Annotated in this window: 18 protein-coding genes; 7 read left to right on the top strand and 11 right to left on the bottom strand. The window is 54.2% G+C overall.

Annotated elements, in window-relative coordinates:
• The first annotated feature begins 67 nt into the window (after positions 1 to 67).
• A complete protein-coding gene (locus KNV97_RS18595) occupies positions 68 to 328 on the top strand; it encodes a hypothetical protein (RefSeq protein WP_136487741.1) in 261 nt (86 codons plus the stop codon).
• A 129-nt stretch (positions 329 to 457) separates the two neighbouring features.
• Here the strand turns inward: KNV97_RS18595 and tusA are convergent, their stop codons facing one another.
• Positions 458 to 706, bottom strand: coding sequence for a sulfurtransferase TusA (tusA, locus tag KNV97_RS18590; RefSeq protein ID WP_136487742.1), 249 nt, complete (start codon positions 704 to 706; stop codon positions 458 to 460).
• A gap of 137 nt (positions 707 to 843) precedes the next feature.
• Between tusA and KNV97_RS18585 the strand changes: the two genes are divergently transcribed.
• Both KNV97_RS18585 and KNV97_RS18580 read left to right on the top strand, forming a co-directional pair.
• Entirely contained in the window at positions 844 to 1,029 is a 186-nt protein-coding gene (locus tag KNV97_RS18585; protein ID WP_136487743.1) for a hypothetical protein, read from the top strand.
• Positions 1,030 to 1,163: 134 nt separating this feature from the next.
• Positions 1,164 to 2,117, top strand: a complete 954-nt coding sequence (locus tag KNV97_RS18580; RefSeq protein ID WP_136487744.1) for a LysR family transcriptional regulator — start codon at positions 1,164 to 1,166, stop codon at positions 2,115 to 2,117.
• A 20-nt stretch (positions 2,118 to 2,137) separates the two neighbouring features.
• On the opposite strand, the gene acuI is transcribed toward KNV97_RS18580, so the two are convergent.
• The 5 genes from acuI to ilvG form a co-directional block, all read right to left on the bottom strand.
• A complete protein-coding gene (acuI, locus tag KNV97_RS18575) occupies positions 2,138 to 3,118 on the bottom strand; it encodes an acrylyl-CoA reductase (NADPH) (protein WP_218562557.1) in 981 nt (326 codons plus the stop codon).
• A 222-nt stretch (positions 3,119 to 3,340) separates the two neighbouring features.
• A complete protein-coding gene (gene ilvA / locus KNV97_RS18570; RefSeq protein ID WP_136487746.1) occupies positions 3,341 to 4,873 on the bottom strand; it encodes a threonine ammonia-lyase, biosynthetic in 1,533 nt (510 codons plus the stop codon).
• Positions 4,874 to 4,876: 3 nt separating this feature from the next.
• Positions 4,877 to 6,718 carry a dihydroxy-acid dehydratase gene (gene ilvD, locus KNV97_RS18565; RefSeq protein WP_218562556.1) on the bottom strand — a complete coding sequence of 614 codons (1,842 nt, stop codon included), beginning with the start codon at positions 6,716 to 6,718 and terminating at the stop codon, positions 4,877 to 4,879.
• A gap of 12 nt (positions 6,719 to 6,730) precedes the next feature.
• Positions 6,731 to 7,015: an acetolactate synthase 2 small subunit gene (gene ilvM / locus KNV97_RS18560; protein ID WP_136487748.1), complete on the bottom strand. Its 285-nt coding sequence runs from the start codon at positions 7,013 to 7,015 to the stop codon at positions 6,731 to 6,733.
• 12 nt (positions 7,016 to 7,027) lie between these two features.
• Positions 7,028 to 8,674 (bottom strand): acetolactate synthase 2 catalytic subunit, encoded by a 1,647-nt coding sequence (gene ilvG, locus KNV97_RS18555; protein ID WP_136487749.1) that lies wholly within the window; start codon positions 8,672 to 8,674, stop codon positions 7,028 to 7,030.
• 486 nt (positions 8,675 to 9,160) lie between these two features.
• Here ilvG and KNV97_RS18550 point away from each other — a divergent pair, with 486 nt between their 5' ends.
• Together KNV97_RS18550 and KNV97_RS18545 are read left to right on the top strand one after the other, a co-directional pair.
• On the top strand, positions 9,161 to 10,684 hold the full coding sequence (locus KNV97_RS18550; protein WP_218562555.1) for a YifB family Mg chelatase-like AAA ATPase: 1,524 nt from the start codon (positions 9,161 to 9,163) through the stop codon (positions 10,682 to 10,684).
• A gap of 113 nt (positions 10,685 to 10,797) precedes the next feature.
• A complete protein-coding gene (locus tag KNV97_RS18545) occupies positions 10,798 to 11,736 on the top strand; it encodes an acyltransferase (RefSeq protein WP_218562554.1) in 939 nt (312 codons plus the stop codon).
• 164 nt (positions 11,737 to 11,900) lie between these two features.
• Here the strand turns inward: KNV97_RS18545 and KNV97_RS18540 are convergent, their stop codons facing one another.
• The 4 genes from KNV97_RS18540 to KNV97_RS18525 form a co-directional block, all read right to left on the bottom strand.
• On the bottom strand, positions 11,901 to 12,500 hold the full coding sequence (locus KNV97_RS18540) for a thiol:disulfide interchange protein DsbA/DsbL (RefSeq protein ID WP_136487752.1): 600 nt from the start codon (positions 12,498 to 12,500) through the stop codon (positions 11,901 to 11,903).
• Between the two features lie 32 nt (positions 12,501 to 12,532).
• Positions 12,533 to 13,519 carry a serine/threonine protein kinase gene (locus tag KNV97_RS18535; protein WP_136487753.1) on the bottom strand — a complete coding sequence of 329 codons (987 nt, stop codon included), beginning with the start codon at positions 13,517 to 13,519 and terminating at the stop codon, positions 12,533 to 12,535.
• A 59-nt stretch (positions 13,520 to 13,578) separates the two neighbouring features.
• The gene (gene ccoG, locus KNV97_RS18530) at positions 13,579 to 15,003 is read right to left on the bottom strand and encodes a cytochrome c oxidase accessory protein CcoG (protein WP_218562553.1); all 1,425 of its coding nucleotides are present in this window, start codon (positions 15,001 to 15,003) and stop codon (positions 13,579 to 13,581) included.
• A gap of 249 nt (positions 15,004 to 15,252) precedes the next feature.
• Positions 15,253 to 15,519 (bottom strand): YihD family protein, encoded by a 267-nt coding sequence (locus tag KNV97_RS18525; RefSeq protein WP_168797067.1) that lies wholly within the window; start codon positions 15,517 to 15,519, stop codon positions 15,253 to 15,255.
• Positions 15,520 to 16,202: 683 nt separating this feature from the next.
• On the opposite strand from KNV97_RS18525, the gene KNV97_RS18520 reads away from it, so the two are divergent.
• Complete coding sequence (locus tag KNV97_RS18520; protein WP_136487757.1) at positions 16,203 to 16,994, top strand: sporulation protein; 792 nt, start codon at positions 16,203 to 16,205, stop codon at positions 16,992 to 16,994.
• A 71-nt stretch (positions 16,995 to 17,065) separates the two neighbouring features.
• A complete protein-coding gene (gene trhA / locus KNV97_RS18515; protein WP_218562552.1) occupies positions 17,066 to 17,710 on the top strand; it encodes a PAQR family membrane homeostasis protein TrhA in 645 nt (214 codons plus the stop codon).
• 156 nt (positions 17,711 to 17,866) lie between these two features.
• Here the strand turns inward: trhA and KNV97_RS18510 are convergent, their stop codons facing one another.
• Positions 17,867 to 18,490 (bottom strand): DUF3157 family protein, encoded by a 624-nt coding sequence (locus KNV97_RS18510; protein WP_322972709.1) that lies wholly within the window; start codon positions 18,488 to 18,490, stop codon positions 17,867 to 17,869.
• Between the last annotated feature and the right edge of the window lie 4 nt (positions 18,491 to 18,494).

The following is an 18,494-nucleotide window of genomic DNA, read 5'->3' as shown; positions in this document are numbered from 1 at the left end:
AGGCCAAACTTGTCGGCCGCAGAGCATGCTAGGGTAAGGATAACCATCACCGCAAGAGGGAAGGTTTATGCTGACACGTTATATGGGAATGAGCGCCAAGAGTCAGAGTTATCTGTTTAGCTTTGGTCTGGCACTGACGTTACTGGGGATGTCGTTAACCGATATGTGGCTACCCATGGTGGTGGGGGCCATTATCATGACAGGTTTAACCGTCGAGTCCTGGATTCGCGTCGCGCACATCATTCCGCTGCATGAAGAGATGCGTGCCATGCAGCAACAGCTATATAGGCTGCAGGCCGAAATCCGCACACTGGAACAACAAGATTAAACAAAAGGCTGCCTCAGGCAGCCTTTTTTGATCGTTAACCCGTATCCAGCCATCATTGTGGATGATGAGGGATTCCCGCGCTGCTGGTTTAAACCAGCAGCGGAGCTTTAAATCAGGCCGGAGCAGCCGTCACGCCAGGCCTTTCTTTATCAGGAACTGGTAGGGCAGTTCATCGGTCTTGGCTGCCAGCAACTGGTGGTCCATAAAACGGCAGAAACTCGGGATATCGCGCGTGGTGGACGGGTCGTCTGCTTTAATCAGCAGTACGTCGCCGTCTTGCATGGTGCGCATTGTCTTCCTGACCATCATCACTGGCTCGGGGCAGCGTAATCCTTGCGCTTCTAACGTTAACGTGGCTAATTCAGGATTAAATGTCATGGTCAAACCTAATTGATGTCACAAATCAGACTCAGATGATACTGGTGAGGAAAAAATATTCAATAACCACTTGGCAAAGTGATCTTTTTGTTTTAATTTAGTTAACAAGTTGGTAACAAAAATCGAAGGGGTGCAAGATGTTAACAGCACTAGACAGACTGACCATCTATTCGGTTCTGTGTTTTATTTCGTTCTGCGCCCTCGTTATGCGGTCTCCGGTTGAGACCTCATTAATGCCATTATTTGGTGTGAGTGCTTCGCTTTTTGGAATCTGGCTCGAGATGCGCCGCTGGCAAGGCACATCGGAAGAGCAGGAAAACTAACACACTTGTCAAACTACGCTCAGATACATTCCGACACTATCCCCAGTTTTCTTGGGCTTCCCCGCTGAAAGGCGGGATTTTTTTTTGTTTATTAGTTACACTCTGCTTTATTGCTTTTCAACCCGGGATTATGCGTGGAACTTGAAGATATTTACCGTCGTGATTTGAATCTGTTAGTGGCGCTGCGGGTTCTGGTGGAAGAGTGCAGTGTCAGCAAGGCGGCTGAGCGCCTCAGCCTGAGTCAGTCGGCGATGAGCCGGGTGCTGGGGCGGCTGCGTAGTCTACTCGACGATCCCCTGTTTACCCGTCATGGTCAGCATCTGATCCCAACTGAAAAGGCTCTGATTATCAATCAGGCACTGGGAGATCCGCTGGAGTCGCTGCGTCAGTTGCTGTCGCCGCTTGAGTTTGACCCCGCATCTTGCACTCAGACTTTTACCATTGCTACTACCGATTATGCGATGCAGACCATTTTGCCGTTTGCCTTGCCGCGTATTTACCAGCAGGCGCCACAGGTCGCGATAGAGCTGCTGCCGTTGCAGCATGAAAGGCTGCTCGATCAGCTAACTTACGAGGGGGCCGATCTGGCGATTTGCCGTCCGACCCACTCGATTGAACCGCTGCACAGTGAGATTCTCGGCCGGGTCGGAGTGTTGTGCCTGATGTCGCGCCAGCATCCGCTGGCCCGGAAAACTATGACGCTGGCGGATTATCAGGCGGCGCCGCATGCGATGATCGCCATTAGTGACGGGGTAAAAGCACTGCTCGAGCAGGCGCTGCAAGGGTTGCCGCCACGTCGTATGGTGTTGCGCGCTTATCATCTGGAAGCGGCCCTGGCGATTATCGACACCATGCCGCTGATCATCACCGTGCCGGCCGATTTGGCGTATCTGGTCGCCGAACGGCATAATTTGGTGGTGAAACCGCTGCCGTTTGCCTTTACCCCTTTTGATTACTCGATGATCTGGCATCCGCGCTGCCACCATTCGCCGGCCCAGGAGTGGCTGCGGGCAGTGGTCAAGCAGGAGTGCAGTAAACTGATTGCCACACGGGTGACAGAGATGGGGCTGGAAAGTCCGGAGCCCTGAGCAGGCTCCGGTAGAGAGAATTACAGCTTGATGACCACGCGGCCGGTGATCTGGCCATTGGTGATCTCTTCGGCGAACTGCGGTGCCTGTTCGAGAGTGATTTCATGGCACGCCTGGTCGAAATAGCGGCTTGGCAGCAGATCCACCAGCTGTTGCCAGGCGGCGATACGTTTGTCACGCGGGCACTGCACCGAATCCACCCCTTGCAGACGCACGTTACGCAGGATAAACGGCATTACCGTGGTCGGCAGATCAAAGCCACCGGCCAGGCCGCAGGCGGCGACCGCGCTGTTGTAATCCATCTGCGACAGCACTTTGGCCAGTACCTGGCTGCCGACAGTATCAATCGCACCAGCCCACAACTGTTTCTCCAGCGGACGTGCCGGCTGGGCAAATTCATTGCGGTCAATAATGCGCTTGGCACCCAGCTGTTGCAGCAGCGGACTGTTTTGCTCGCTGCGTCCGGTCACTGCGGCAACCTGATAACCAAGTGCGGACAGCAGCGTGACTGCCACGGAACCCACGCCGCCGCTGGCACCGGTCACCAGCACTTCGCCGGCGTCGGGTTGCACGCCAGCGTCAATCAGGGCCTGCACACACAACATGGCAGTCAGGCCTGCGGTGCCGACCATCATCGCTTGGCGGGTTTCCAGACCTGCAGGCAGTGGCACCAGCCAGTCGGCTTTGAGGCGCGCTTTTTGCGCCATGCCGCCCCAGTGATTTTCACCCACACCCCAACCGGTCAGTACCACGGCATCGCCGGGTTGATAGCGCTCATCAGCAGATTCCAGCACAGTCCCAGCCAGATCGATGCCCGGTACCATGGGGAACTCACGAATGATTTTGCCTTTGCCAGTGATGGCCAGGCCATCTTTATAGTTCAATGAAGAGTAATCGACCGCGATCAGCACTTCGCCTGGTGGTAGCTGCGCTTCATCGATTTGTTCGATAGTGGCGATGGTACGTTTGTCTTCCTGGTTGAGAATCAAAGCTTGAAACATGGAGCTCTCCACTGGTGGATAAAAGATACCGCTAAGTGTAGACCTGATAGGTTGATGAATTAAATGAAACTTTAGCATTATATCTATGCATCAAAAGCATAATAATAGTGTGGTTATATCTGAGGGGGATGTGCGGGAGGTTTCTGTCCTGGGAGAATAAAGAGTGGAGCATGGTAAAAAAAACAGCCACCGCGGGCGGTGGCTGCAGGCAGGGTGACATCGCTATTTGGCGAGGAAGAAACGATAGGCCGGGTTATCGGTCTCGTCTTTATATTGATAGCCCAGTTCGACCAGGTGCGCCGAGAAGCGGCTCAGATCGTCAGCATCGAGTTCAAAACCACACAGTACACGGCCGTAATCGGCCCCGTGGTTACGGTAGTTGAACAGGCTGATGTTCCAGTGGGTACCGAGGGTACTGAGGAATTTAAGCAGCGCGCCCGGGTATTCCGGAAACTCAAAACTGTACAAGCGCTCTTTGAGTGGCTTGGACGGACGTCCGCCAATCATGTAGCGAATGTGCAGCTTGGCCATTTCATCATCGGACAAGTCCTGAACCGGATAGCCGGACTGGCGTAGTTCGCTGATGATGGTTTTCAGCTCTTCCGGACCGCCGAGCAGGCGGATACCGACAAATACGTTAGCCAGTTCGTCATCGCTGTAGCGATAGTTGAACTCGGTCACCGCCCGGCCGCCGATGATCTGGCAGAACTCAAAGAACGCGCCTTTGCGCTCCGGAATTGTGACTGCCAGCAAGCCTTCGCGTTTTTCGCCCAGTTCACAGCGTTCTGACACATAACGCAGGCCGTGGAAGTTGGTGTTAGCACCAGACAGCACGGTGGCCAGCTTCTGATCTTTGAGCTCATACTGCTCGGCGTATTTTTTCAGACCAGCCAGCGCCAGTGCGCCCGAAGGTTCAGCAATCGCACGGGTGTCTTCGAAAATATCTTTCACTGCGGCACAGATTTCATCGCTTGATACGGTAATGTGGCCATCCAGATACTGCTGACACAGACGGAAGGTTTCATCGCCGATCCGTTTTACTGCAACACCGTCAGCAAACATGCTGACCTGATCCAGCACCACAGGCTCTCCGGCATCCAGCGCAGCTTTCAGGCAGGCCGAATCTTCCGGTTCAACCGCAATCACTTTCACTTCCGGCATCAGCTGTTTGACCAGCACTGCGACACCAGCCGCCAGACCGCCGCCGCCTACCGGGACAAAAATGTAGTTGAGGTGGCCGTTCTGCTGCAGCATTTCCATGCCGATGGTGCCTTGCCCGGCGATCACCAGCGGGTGATCGAACGGTGGCACGAAGGTGTAGCCGAATTCGGCCGACAGGCGCTCCGCTTCCGCTTTGGCTTCGTCGAAGTTACTGCCGTGCAGGACCACGTTACCACCGAAGCCGCGTACGGCCGCCACTTTGATATCGGGTGTGGTGCGCGGCATCACGATCGTGGCTGGTACGCCCAGTTTGGTGCCGGACAGAGCCATGCCCTGGGCATGGTTACCGGCTGAAGCAGCGATCACCCCGGCGTTTCTCTGCTCTTCGGTCAGGTTGGCCAGCATGTTGTAGGCACCACGCAGCTTAAACGAGTGCACCGGCTGACGGTCTTCACGTTTAATTTGTACCTGGTTGCCGATACGCGCTGACAAACGCGGCATATCCTGCAACGGCGTGACCGTGGCCACTTCGTAGACCGGAGCACGCAATACCTGGCGCAGATAATCTGCGCCGGTTTGTTGGGTGAGCGTCATAAGCTAGCCTCCTAGCTTAGATTTATCTCGCACCGCACCTTTGTCAGCACTGGTTGCCATGCTGGCATAAGCTTTGAGTGCAAATGAAACTTCACGCTGGCGGTCAACCGGCTGCCAGCCGATTTGATCCTGCTGCTTGCGACGCTGTTCCAGTTCCTGATCTGAGATCAGCAGTGAAATCGAGCGGTTCGGAATGTCGATCGCGATACGATCGCCCTGTTTCACCAGGCCAATGGCACCTCCGTTGGCGGCTTCCGGTGAAGCGTGACCAATCGACAGGCCAGAGGTACCGCCGGAGAAGCGGCCATCAGTCAGCAGCGCACACTCTTTACCCAGCCCCATGGATTTGAGGTAAGTGGTCGGGTAGAGCATTTCCTGCATGCCCGGGCCGCCTTTTGGTCCTTCGTAGCGGATCACCACCACGTCACCGGATTTCACTTTACCGCCCAGGATGCCTTCAACCGCATCTTCCTGGCTTTCGAATACCACCGCCGGGCCTTCGAATTTCAGGATACTTTCATCTACACCGGCGGTTTTAACAATACAACCGTCCAGGGCGATGTTGCCCTTCAGCACCGCCAGACCGCCATCCTGACTAAAGGCGTGTTCTTTGGTGCGGATACAACCTTGCTCACGGTCGTCATCCAGCGTGTCCCAGCGGCAGTCTTGTGAGAATGCCTGCGTGGTACGGATCCCGGCCGGACCAGCGCGGAAGAAGGTTTTGATCTCTTCAGCGTTGGTCTGAATCACATCGTACTGCGCCAGCTGCTCAGCCAGCGACAGGCCAAGTACAGTGCGGGTGTCATCGTGCAGCAGGCCGGCACGTTGCAGCTCGCCCAGAATGCCCATTACGCCACCGGCGCGGTGCACATCTTCCATATGGTATTTCTGCGTCGACGGCGCCACTTTACACAGGTGCGGAACCAGGCGTGACATGCGGTCGATATCCGTCATGTCGAAGTCCACTTCACCTTCTTGTGCTGCGGCCAGCAGGTGCAGTACCGTGTTGGTTGAACCGCCCATGGCGATATCCAGTGCCATCGCGTTCTCAAACGCATCTTTGGTGGCGATATTACGCGGCAGGGCAGTTTCGTCATCCTGCAGGTAGTAACGCTTGGTCAGCTCGACGATGCGGCGACCAGCGCTCAAAAACAGCTCTTGACGGTCGGCGTGGGTGGCCAGCAGTGAACCGTTACCCGGCTGGGACAGGCCCAGCGCTTCGGTCAGGCAGTTCATCGAGTTGGCGGTAAACATACCGGAACATGAACCACAGGTCGGACACGCTGAACGTTCAATCTGTTCGCTCTGCTCATCGGATACTTTCGGGTCGGCGCCCTGAATCATGGCATCGACCAGGTCGAGCTTGATGATTTGATCAGACAGCTTGGTTTTACCCGCTTCCATCGGACCACCGGACACGAAAATGGTCGGAATGTTGAGGCGCATCGACGCCATCAGCATGCCCGGAGTGATTTTGTCACAGTTGGAGATACACACCATGGCATCGGCACAGTGCGCGTTGACCATGTATTCCACTGAGTCGGCAATCAGTTCACGTGATGGCAGTGAGTACAGCATGCCGCCGTGACCCATCGCAATGCCGTCATCGACCGCAATGGTGTTGAACTCTTTGGCGATACCGCCAGCCGCTTCGATTTCACGTGCCACCATCTGACCCAGGTCTTTCAGGTGAACGTGGCCGGGGACGAACTGGGTGAACGAGTTCACCACGGCGATGATCGGCTTGCCGAAATCTTCATCTTTAACGCCAGTGGCGCGCCACAGTGCACGGGCACCTGCCATGTTGCGACCGTGAGTGGTGGTCGCCGAACGATACTTAGGCATATTGTCTCTTCCTTAAGCGCAAATTTTTTGCTGTAAATTGTTGTTTGGGAGTTCGTTGCTTTTGATCGGCGTAACGTCGACGCTGCGAATGTCCCATAATTTTTCAATCTGGTTGGTCAGGGTGGTGATTGGTCGATCACTGTCGACGATGATCTCCACGCTGGCAATTCTGCTTTCATGGTTCTGAGTGGCGGCAACCTGACGAATGATGAACCCGCGGTGACGCACGACACGCAGTACACGCTCCAGCAGGACCGGTTTGTCGTCTGCTTTAATGTCGAGTAGATATCTTTGCATAGTGAGCGTCTCCTAGGTGTTCTCTAACATGTCATTGTTGGACGCGCCCGGCGGTACCAACGGCCAGACGTTTTCTTCTTCGTCGATGGCAACATGCAGCAGGTAAGCGGTTTTACTGGCCAGCATTTCTTGCAGTGCCGGTTCCACTTCTTGTTTACGGGTGATGGTTTTACCAGGGATATCAAAAGCTTTAGCCAGCATGATGAAATCCGGGTTGTCATCGAGAATGGTTTCGCTGTGGCGGCCGTCAAAGAACAGTGACTGCCACTGACGTACCATGCCCAGACGCTGGTTATTGAGCAGTACCATCTTGACCGGGATCTGGCGGCGTTTCAGCGTACCCAGCTCCTGGATGTTCATCATAAATGAACCGTCACCGGTCACCAGAACGGATTGGTCGTCAGGACGGGCTACTGCCGCGCCCATCGCGGCCGGCAGACCGAAGCCCATGGTGCCAAGGCCCGAGGAAGAGATAAAGTTTTGTGGCTGACGCGGCTGAATATGCTGCGCAGCCCACATCTGGTGCTGGCCGACGTCGGTTGAGACCATCGTGCTGTCCGGCATCATGTCAGACAACTGCTTAAGCAGCAGCGGAGCGAAAATCGGCTCGCCCGGGTGGTCGTAACGCCACTTAAACCCACTGCGCAGACTTTCACTGTGGTGAACCCAGGGTGAAATGTCGTGGCTCAGCTCCAGCTGTGGCAGGATGACATTGATGTCACCACGCAGCGCGGCGTGCGCCTGACGCAGTTTGTTGAATTCAGCCGCATCGATGTCGATGTGAATCACTTTAGCGTGCGGGGCGAACGTATCCAGTTTACCGGTCACGCGGTCATCAAAACGGGCGCCGACCACGATCAGCAGATCGCTTTCCTGGACCACCAGGTTAGCGGCTTTAGTACCGTGCATGCCCAGCATACCGAGGTAGTGCGGGTCGTGACGTTCGATGGTGCCAAGGCCCTTCAGGGTGCTGACCGAAGGCATCGGGTTTAAGCGCAGGAATTCGCGTACCGTTTCCGTGGCGTGCGCCAGTTGTACGCCGCCGCCGACATACAGCACCGGACGCTTGCTCTGTGCCAGCAGTGCCTGAGCTTCGCTCAGCTGGTCTGCGGTGACTTGTGGCATGGCTGGTGGAGTAAAGGCAGGCAGGACGGTGGTCGGCGCCTGAGCCAGTTGCACATCCTTAGCGATATCAACGATGACCGGGCCAGGGCGGCCGGTTTTGGCCACTTCGAACGCTTCAGCCAGCGTTGGTGCCAGTTCATTAATATCGGTAACGAGGTAACTGTGTTTGGTACAGGACAGAGACATACCGATCACATCCATTTCCTGGAAGGCGTCGGTGCCGATGTGGGAACTGGCAACCTGACCGGTAATAGCAACGAGAGGAACGGAATCAAGGAAAGCATCGGCCAGGCCGGTGACTAAGTTGGTGGCGCCTGGGCCGGAAGTGGCCATACATACTGCCACGTCCTGTGTGGCTCTTGCCATGCCGATAGCGGCCATAGCTGCTCCCTGCTCGTGTCGGCACAGAATGTGCTCAACACCACCATCATACAATGCATCATAGATGGGCATGATGGCGCCGCCGGGGTAACCAAAAACGGTTTTGATTCCCTGCTGTCTTAATGCGGCTACGACTAATTGTGCACCTGTCATCGTAGGCCTCCCTGGCAGCGATCCGACTCGCTGTTTTGTGTTGTTGTGTTGTGCTTGCACGTCATGTGCGGGCTCCCATTCTTCCTATTATACTGAGTAAACTATCATCAGTATGTGCTTTTTTAAGTCTATTCAGTTGCAAAAAAAACCCCCGGACTTTTCAGTGCGGGGGTTGTTTGAATCTGGTCTTTATTTTGCGCCCACAAGCCCCCGCGCGGTCATAATCAGGACCACGATAATAAGGCTAATCAGAGAGTTGAAACGGGCGTATAAATTCATCTTACTTATTCTGAATAATTGTCGTACCTGAGTACGAAAGTGTTTGCGTCCTTAGTGGTAACACACATTTCCGTTATCTGACAAGCAAAAACTCATTCTTTTTTCATATTCCGATTTTTGTGCGCCGGGTTATATAACCAGTCAGGCGCGGAGTAAGCAAGCGAATAGCCGGGCTGAATGGTTTTTAATCAATCACTAAGGATAGACATGGGACTTGCGATTATTCACAGCCGGGCCAGTATCGGCGTTCAGGCTCCGGAGGTGACTGTGGAAGTGCACATCAGTAACGGTATGCCGGGTTTTACTCTGGTCGGACTGCCAGAGACCACTGTTAAAGAGTCGCGCGACCGGGTACGCAGTGCGATCATCAATTCCAAATTTGAATTTCCGGCCAAGCGGATTACCGTCAATCTGGCCCCGGCGGACCTGCCTAAAGAGGGCGGCCGTTTTGACCTGCCGATTGCGCTCGGTATTCTCGCGGCCTCAGAGCAGATCCCGGACAGTAAGCTGAATGAACATGAATTTATCGGTGAACTGGCGCTATCGGGAGAAATCCGCAGCGTAAAAGGTGTCCTGCCGGCGGCGCTCGCGGCTAATCAGGCCCGGCGTCATTTGGTGGTGCCGCATTATAATGGCGATCAGGCGGCCTTAGTCGGCGCGGATCGCCATCGCTCGGCGCAGACTCTGCTGGAGGTGTGCGCGGATTTGTGCGGTCAGCAGAGCTTGTCACTGTTTCAGAGTGAGGCGACCGAGAGTGTCCCGCAAGCGAGTCGCGACCTGCAGGATATAATTGGTCAGCATCAGGGGAAGCGCGCGCTGGAGATAGCGGCAGCCGGTAATCATAATTTACTGTTCCTCGGCCCGCCCGGCACTGGCAAAACCATGCTGGCTTCGCGCTTGTGCGATCTGCTGCCGCAGATGAGCGATGCTGAAGCAATGGAGACGGCATCGGTGGCGTCGCTGACCCAGCAGGAGATCAATCAGCATAATTGGAAACTGCGGCCGTTTCGCGCCCCGCATCACTCGAGCTCGATGGCAGCGTTGGTCGGCGGCGGCACGATTCCGCGTCCGGGCGAAATCTCGCTGGCGCATAACGGCCTGCTGTTTTTAGATGAAATGCCGGAGTTTGAACGTAAAGTGCTCGACTCGCTGCGTGAGCCGCTCGAGTCGGGCGAAATCATTATTTCCCGCGCGCAGGGTAAGACCCGCTTTCCGGCCCGCTTTCAGCTGGTCGGAGCGCTCAATCCCAGCCCGACCGGTTATTACGAAGGCAATCAGGCCCGTGCCAATCCGCAGATGATCCTGCGTTATCTGAGTCGTCTGTCCGGTCCGCTGCTGGACCGCTTTGATATGTCGATTGAAATTCCGGCGCTGCCCAAAGGTACGCTGGCGCATGGTGGCGATCGCGGTGAAGCGACCGCTATGGTCAAACAGCGCGTGCAGCAGGCGCGTGAAGTGATGCTGGCGCGCAGCGGCAAGGTCAATGCTTTGCTGCAGAGTCGCGAAATCGAGCAATTTTGTCCGCTTAACCAGGCGGATGCGGAATTTCTCGAAAACGCGCTGCATCAGTTAGGGCTGTCGATCCGGGCTTATCACCGTATCATTAAAGTGGCGCGCACCATTGCCGATCTGCAGGGAGAAGCGCACATTCAGCGCGTGCATTTGGCGGAAGCGCTCGGTTACCGCGCTATGGACCGGTTACTGAAACAACTCACTGCGCAATCGGTGTAGATAGTCTGTCAGCACGGCTACTCTGACCATTGGCGCGGATATTTCATTCACTGGGTGAGCGGGTATAATAGCGCGCTGTTTTTTTATTCAAATATCTGACCCCGGTTCCGATTATGCTGGCTTACCCTTTACTGATACTTAATGTGCTGCTGGTGGTGCTGAACACCATGTTTGCGTCTGTGTTGATCTGTGCCATTGCGCTGGTCAAGATGCTGCTGCCGAGCGTCAGGCTGAAAACGGCGGCGACGTGCATAGCCGATAAAGTGATGTGGCTGTGGGCCAGTTTGAATCTGGTGATTCTGACCGTGTCGAACCGGGTGGAGTGGCAGATTGAAGGCGGAGAGCAACTGCATAAGCAGGGCTGGTATCTGATAATGAGTAATCATCTCAGCTGGACCGATATTGTCGTGTTGTGCAGCGTGTTTAAAGATCGCATCCCGATGCCGAAATTTTTCCTTAAGCAGCAACTGCTGTATGTGCCGTTTATCGGCATGGGTTGCTGGGCGCTGGATATGCCGTTTATGCGCCGCTACTCACGTGAATACCTGATCCGCCATCCGCACAAGCGCGGACAGGATCTGGCCACCACGCGCCGTTCGTGCGAAAAATTCAAACATAACCCGACCACGGTGGTGAACTATGTTGAAGGCACTCGCTTTACCAGTGACAAGCAGCAGCGCAGCCGTTCGCCTTATCAGCATTTACTGACGCCGAAATCCGGCGGCATTGCTTATACTCTGGCGGCGATGGGGGAGCAGTTCTCCAATATTATCGATGTGACCCTGGCTTATCCGGACAATAGTGCTAAGCCGTTTCGTGACATGCTGATGGGACGCATGAAGCGTATTGTGGTCCAGATTGAAGTACTGCCGGTCGATGAGCAGGTCCGTGGCGACTACTTTAATGACAAGCGGTACAAGCGTCAGTTTCAGCGTTGGCTGGGTAGTGTATGGCAGGCTAAGGACCAGCGCCTGGCCCAGATTCATGCCGTGCGCGCTGAGCATGACAGCACCCCGCAGGTGCAAGAGCCCAGCGTCTCTGTCGGTAAGTAGGACGACCGGGCCTGAGGGCAGTACCTTCCCATTCTGGGGATGGTCTGGCATTCAGGGTAGTAAGACTAACCTTTAGCAACAGAGTCACAAAAGGGAGCCGCAGCTCCCTTTTGTGTATGGGGTGTCCCCCGCCCGTGCGGGCCACCATTTATTTTGTCAGCAGGTTATTTCGCCAGCAGGAAGTTGACCAGTTCGATGTACTCATCAACGGTTTTGATGTCCTGAGCCTGAACCAGATAGTGGTTGTTGACCACAACTGACGGTACCCCGCGCAGGCCGCTGGCCTGGAACTGTTTATCAAAACGACGCACCATAGAGTCAACCGCAAAGCCGTTGAACGCTGCATCAAATTTCTCGCCGCTGATGCCTTCATCAGTGAAGATCTGGCGTAGCTCAGCGTCGTCTTTTGGTGGTTTGCGCAGGTTATGGATGCGGTTAAACATGACCGGAATCATTGTGTTTTCCACGCCCAGAGAGACCATGGTCGCGTAAGCTTTGCTCATTGACTGGCCCATGTTGCCACCCATGAAAGAGACATGGTTCTTTTGCAGTTTCACGCCTTCGGGCAGGCCGGCCTGCAATTGTTTTACAATCGGTTCGAACGCATTACAGTGCGGGCAGTAAAATGAGAAATATTCGACTACGCTCGGTTTGCTCGAAGGTTCCAGGTCCAGCACTTTGTAATGCACACCTTCTTTGAACTGTGCAGCATGTGCTGACAGGCTTAACATCAGGGTTGCAACCAGTGCAAACAGCTTTTTCATTCGTGACTCCATGATTCTTATTGAATTGCAATTTACCATTGTGGCATCAGAGAGAGCGCCGGCTCTTCCAATGCGGCGAGTTGTTCTTTAAATGCCAGTACCTGACTCTCCCAGTATTTCGGGTCATTGAACCAGGGGAAGGCCAATGGAAAGGCCGGATCCTGCCAGCGCTTTGCCAACCACGCCATATAGTGCACCATTCGTAGACCACGCAGGGGCTCGATTAGTTTCAACTGACTGTGGTTAAAATCGCAGAACTCCTGGTAGCCTTCAAGCACAATATCCAGTTGCAGCAGTTTTTCCTGCCGCTCGCCACTGAGTAACATCCACAAATCCTGCACCGCCGGACCGTTGCGTGCGTCATCAAGGTCGACAAACATCGGCCCGTCACGCCACAGAATATTACCCGGATGGCAGTCGCCATGCAGACGAATCGAGCGGTAGTCGGGTTGCCAGTGTTGTTCGATACGCGTGATCAGCAAATCGAGATCATTGAAGAAGCTGGTTTCCAGGTGAGCCGGTATACATTGTGACTGTTGCAGCAGGGTACGCGGTTGATAGAGATATTCGTCCAGGCCGATGGTCGGACGATGGCGGAAGGTCTGGCTGGCGCCGACTTTGTGGATACGGCCGAGAAAACGTCCGACCCACTCCAGTTGTTCTTGGTTATCGACTTCGAACTGGCGACCGCCGACACTGTTGAACAGGGCAAAGTGATAGCCCTGATAGTGGTGCAAGGTCATACCGTTAATCACCAGCGGTGCGGCCAGCGGAATTTCGGCTTCAGCCAGTTGCAGGGCAAAATCGTGTTCTTCCTGAATCTGCTCCACGCTCCAGCGTTGCGGACGGTAAAACTTAACCACAAAGCGGCGTCGTTCTTCATCGGTGAATTGGTAGACCCGGTTTTCGTAACTGTTCAGCGCCAGAAAGCCGGACTCGGCGCGCACGCCGATACTTTCCAGCGCGTACCACATCAGGTCCGGAGTCAGGGCGTCAAAATGGAAGCTTGCTTGTGTCATGGTTATAAAAAGGGCTCATTACTGAGCCCTTTGCCATCTGTTGCGGCGGGAAAATGCAGCTATAACTTTTTGATAAAGCGGCTTTCTACCTGCAGCGTGAATTGTTGACTGTCTTCGGTCAGTATAAACTGAATTGTCGTGACCGGAGAACTGAGATTTTCCGCTTTGATGCCCAGACTCATCGGCAGATTGAGCACTTCACCGGGCTGAACCTGCACCGTCTGCTTGCCGTACCAGGTGACATCATTCAGACCGGACACATCGAGACGATAGGTGTGAGCTTGCTGGGTTTTGTTAATGATTTTAAGGGTATAGGTATTTTCGACTTCACCGGCACTGTTGGTGCGAAACAGCTGATTGCGATCGCGAATTACGCTTAGTCCGGCCGGATCGACACTCGCCACCTGAGCAACAAACAGACCGATCATCAGCAGCATTACCGCACCGTAGCCGAGCAGTTTTGGCCGCATCACCTTGGTATGTTTGCCGGACAGACGGTGTTCTGTGGTGTAGCTGATCAGTCCTTTCGGATAGCCCATGCGTTCCATGGTGGTGTCACAGGCATCGATGCAGGCGCCGCAGTTAATGCATTCATATTGCAGCCCGTCGCGAATATCAATCCCGGTCGGACAAACCTGGACACACAGGTCGCAGTCGATACAGTCACCCAGACCGAGCGCCTTCGGGTCGGCTTTACGCGGCCGCGGGCCGCGCTGCTCACCGCGCTTGGCGTCATAGCCGACAATAAAGGTGTCTTTATCGAACATCGCAGACTGAAAGCGGGCATAAGGGCACATGTGGATACACATGATAGATCGCATCCAGCCCGCGTTACCGTAAGTGCAGGCGGCAAAAAACAGCACCCAGAATACCGGCCAGAAGCTGGCATTGAGGGTGAAGAAATCGATCACCAGCGCGCGCACCGGAACAAAATAGCCGACAAAGGTAAAACCGGTCAGCAGGGCAATTGCCAGCCAGGCAAAGTGCTTGGCGGTTTTGCGCACAGCGAGATTCGCATTCAGTTTGCCGCTGTCCTGCTTACGCCGTTTGTTGGCGCTGCCTTCCAGTTTTTCCTCAAACCAGATGTACATAAAGGTCCATACGGTTTGCGGACACAGATAGCCACACCACACCCGGCCTAAAAAGGTGGTAATAAAGAACAGGCCAAAGGCGGCGATCATAAACAGCAGGGCGAGCAGGGTGAGATCCTGCGGGTAAAGGGTGGTACCAAAAAAGTTAAACTGCTGATTACCGATATCGAGCAAAATCGCCTGGCGTTCACCGTAAGAGATCCAGGGCACCAGGCCGAATAACAGCAACAAAAACCAGCCGCCGTAACGGCGCAGTTGCTGATAGACGCCTTTGCTTTCACGCACGTAAATGCGGTTACCCGGATTGAAACGGTCTCCTTCCTGACCTTTGTGGGTTTTGGGGTTAAAGACTTTCGGAGTGACGTCTTTGACGTCAATCTTATCCTTACTCATCAAACTATCCTTTTGGGCAGCGGGTGCGATTTCTGTCGTTCGCACTCTGTTTTGACATTGCAGCGGGCTCATCGCTGTTCACCAACACTGATTGCTCGGGCAACCGGGCTGGAGAGGCTCTTTTCTATGTAACCTGGTGATTATAGCGTCAATTCAGCCAGGCTTTTTTTACCGCTATCAATCTTTAACAACAAAACGGATGCAAAAAGAAGAGCGGCCGTGGGCCGCTCCTGGGGATGAGAGGGTCGCTTAGTCGATGATGCCGCGTGCGCGCAATATGGCGGTTTTAAAATCCGGCTCGTAATCCTTCTTGATGCCCGGTATTACTTCGTCTTTGCTGCTGTTGCGCATTTTGAGATGGTAAATCAGCACATCATCGGTCAAATCCTGTAGCTGTCCCTGATAGCCCGCTTCTGCCGCCAGTTTGGCGATAAAGGCCACTAGGTTGAAATCAGACTCTTTTTGCCACTCGGGCTCAAGCAATTGCAGCAGTTCTTCAATACGATGGCATTGCATGGCTTTCTCCATATTTTTTGTAATGGTATGCAGCTAAGTTATCAAAACAGGGCGGGAATACAATTGATATGTGTAAAGACAATCGATATGTACAAATACAAGCGTTACGCGCAAACCACTCGTTATAAGTGAGTGGTGAACGGTGTAGGGAAACGGAAAAGAAAAAAGCGCAGTGAAAACTGCGCTTTTCTATTTAAGCGGCCTTAACCACTTTTGTTTCCGGCGATGCAGAAGCTGCATTTTTCTCGACAAGAGTTGGAGCGGGCGCGACTTTTTTCGCAACCGGCGCAGCAGTAAAACCACTACGACGGCGCATTGCACTGGTATTCGTGTGCGAAAACCTGACGGATGTTGGGCGCATTATTAACCTAACGGTCAGGCATATCCATTGCCGGTCAAATGGCCTGAACAAGGATGAGCTGAACTTCCGCCGGGGCAGAAGGGGCGCTCTTCTGGCACTCGCCAATCCAAATCTTTGCTCAGGAATAACGATATGCATGCATATCGAAAATAGAGTAGCACCATGCCAGGATTTGGTCGATAGTTGAGCAGAGATTCTACACAATTTTTTTGCATCGCTGAGGGGCAGCCTTTCGGTAAGAGTGTGAGCAATAGTATGAAAGTCCCATTGTGATCGGGATCTTTTCCGCTTTACACTGGGAGTTCATCAACAGGAGGTACGTATGTCGTTTCTGAAGAAAACCCTCGCCAGTTTCGGTATCGGATCCGCGAAAGTCGATTCAGTCCTGCAACAGGAGACGCTGTTTCCCGGCCACAAAGTCAAAGTGACGATTCACGTCTATGGCGGTGCCACCGAGCAGGCGATCGATAATATCGAGCTGAAATTATGTTGCCGTTATATCGAAGAGGTGCACAGCGGGCAGGGGGAGCAAGCGGATAGTCAGACCCGCCGCATCGCCCAGACTTATGTCCTGGCCAGCTGGTCGCTGCCGTATGCATTTACCATCGCCAGTGGTGAAACGCGTGATTTTGAAGTCGAGCTGGATGTGCCATGGCATACACCGGTCACCATTGGGGATGCCAAAGTATGGCTTGAGACGGGCCTTGATATTGCCATGGCGCTCGACCCGGCTGACAAGGATATTCTCACTGTGCGTCCTGATCCTCTGATGGACGGTATTTTTACTGCACTGGAAGAGCAGGGCCTGCGTCTGCGTCAGGTTGAGTGTGAAGCAGCGCAAGGCTTCGCACTGCCGTTTGTGCAGGAGTTTGAATTTGTGCCAACTGATGGCCCGTTTCACGGCCGCTGGCGCGAGCTGGAGATTGTGGCTTACCGCGATGCGGATAAGCTGCAGATGTGGTTCGAGATTGATCGTTTTCAACGCGGTGCGCGCGGCATGCTGGCCAGTCTGCTCGGGCGCGGAGAGCTGAAACGTCAGCTCACCATTGCGGCCGATACCCCGCCGGAGAGGGCCGGTCAGCAGATTGTTGATTTTCTCGATACCTCTTCCTGACACGATTCTGGCTTACACATGTTCGCTCAATGTGCCATACTGGATGTGAATTCTTTAGTATGGATTGATATATGTCAGTGAGTGATTACAGTGTCAAAGAGGAAGTGGCCAATGCCATCAGCCACGGCATTGGCCTGATTTTAGGGATTGTCGGTTTAGTGCTGCTGCTGCTCAAAGCGTTTGCCCACAGCGCAGATGCGCTGACCATCACCAGTATGAGCGTTTACGGCGGCAGTATGATAGCGCTGTTTCTGGCCTCCACCCTGTACCATGCCATTCCTCATCAGCGTGCTAAACGCTGGCTGAAAACCTTCGACCACTGTGCTATCTACCTGCTGATTGCCGGTAGTTACACGCCTTTTTTGCTGGTCAGCCTGCGCACCCCGCTGGCGATCAGCCTGATGATAGTGATCTGGTCGATTGCCCTGCTTGGTATCTTATTTAAGGTGGCGTTCATTTACCGTTTTGAGAAGTTGTCGCTGGTGACTTATCTGGCGATGGGTTGGCTGTCGCTGGTGGTGATTTATCAGTTGGCGCTGAATCTCGATATCGGTGGCCTGACGTTGCTGGCGCTGGGTGGTGTGGTGTATTCACTGGGGGTGATTTTTTATGTCGCGCAGCGCATTCCGTATAACCACGCCATCTGGCACGGTTTTGTGCTCGGTGGCTGTGCGTGTCATTTTATGGCGATTTATCTGTATATCGAGCCGGTGTAACGGATATTGACCTGATGTCATTGATATCACTACGGTAGAGTGGTTATCGATCAGCTGCACTCAGCATTGTGGGTGATAACCAACAAAAAAGCACTCCGGTTGTGGAGTGCTTTTGTTTTGGCTGTCCCGTCCGGGAATACGCTGCCCGGCGATCGACTAGCGGGTTTGCAGATTTTCGACGCTAACCCGGATCTGGTAACGTTCGGCCTGGTCAGTTGCCAGCTTAATTTCTTTACCGGCTACTGCGGTCTGCGGGCGCAGGTAAGTTTCCGCCATGCGCTTGATTGACTGCCAGATGGTTGCGCTGTCGTGATTCAGTACCTTGCCCTGTTCGTCCATCAGTTCAACATTGAGTGCAATGCTGATCACCGACTGCAGGCTTTGGTTAGTGATCGCGGTCGGTATGATCAGGTGTCCGTCTTCGTAACGGGCGCTGCCGAGCACGATATCCACGCCGGACTGGCTCAGTTGCAGCGTCGGTTTGGTGCTGCCTACTTCAACCAGAGTGCCGCGCTGGCGTGGTACCAGCGGTGCGGCGATGAGCGGGGCCGCTGCTGCGGCTGGTGCTGCCGTGGTGACCGGACTGGTTTCGGTACGGTTTTCGGCCGCAGGTTTTGGTTTTGCTGGCGCGGCCGGCTGTACATAGTGCCAGGTGAAGTCGTCATTCAGTTCGACCTGGCGACCGTCATCCAGAGTCACTCTTTGCGCAGCCTGAACGACTGGCGCTGTCAGCGCGGCGACACAAGCGGTCGCTAACAGAGTCTGCAGGTATTTCATCATTATC

Source organism: Vibrio ostreae (assembly GCF_019226825.1).
GTDB lineage: Bacteria > Pseudomonadota > Gammaproteobacteria > Enterobacterales > Vibrionaceae > Vibrio > Vibrio ostreae.
The sequence above is the reverse complement of the archived record's forward strand: the minus strand, read 5'-3'. Positions and strand labels throughout refer to the sequence as shown.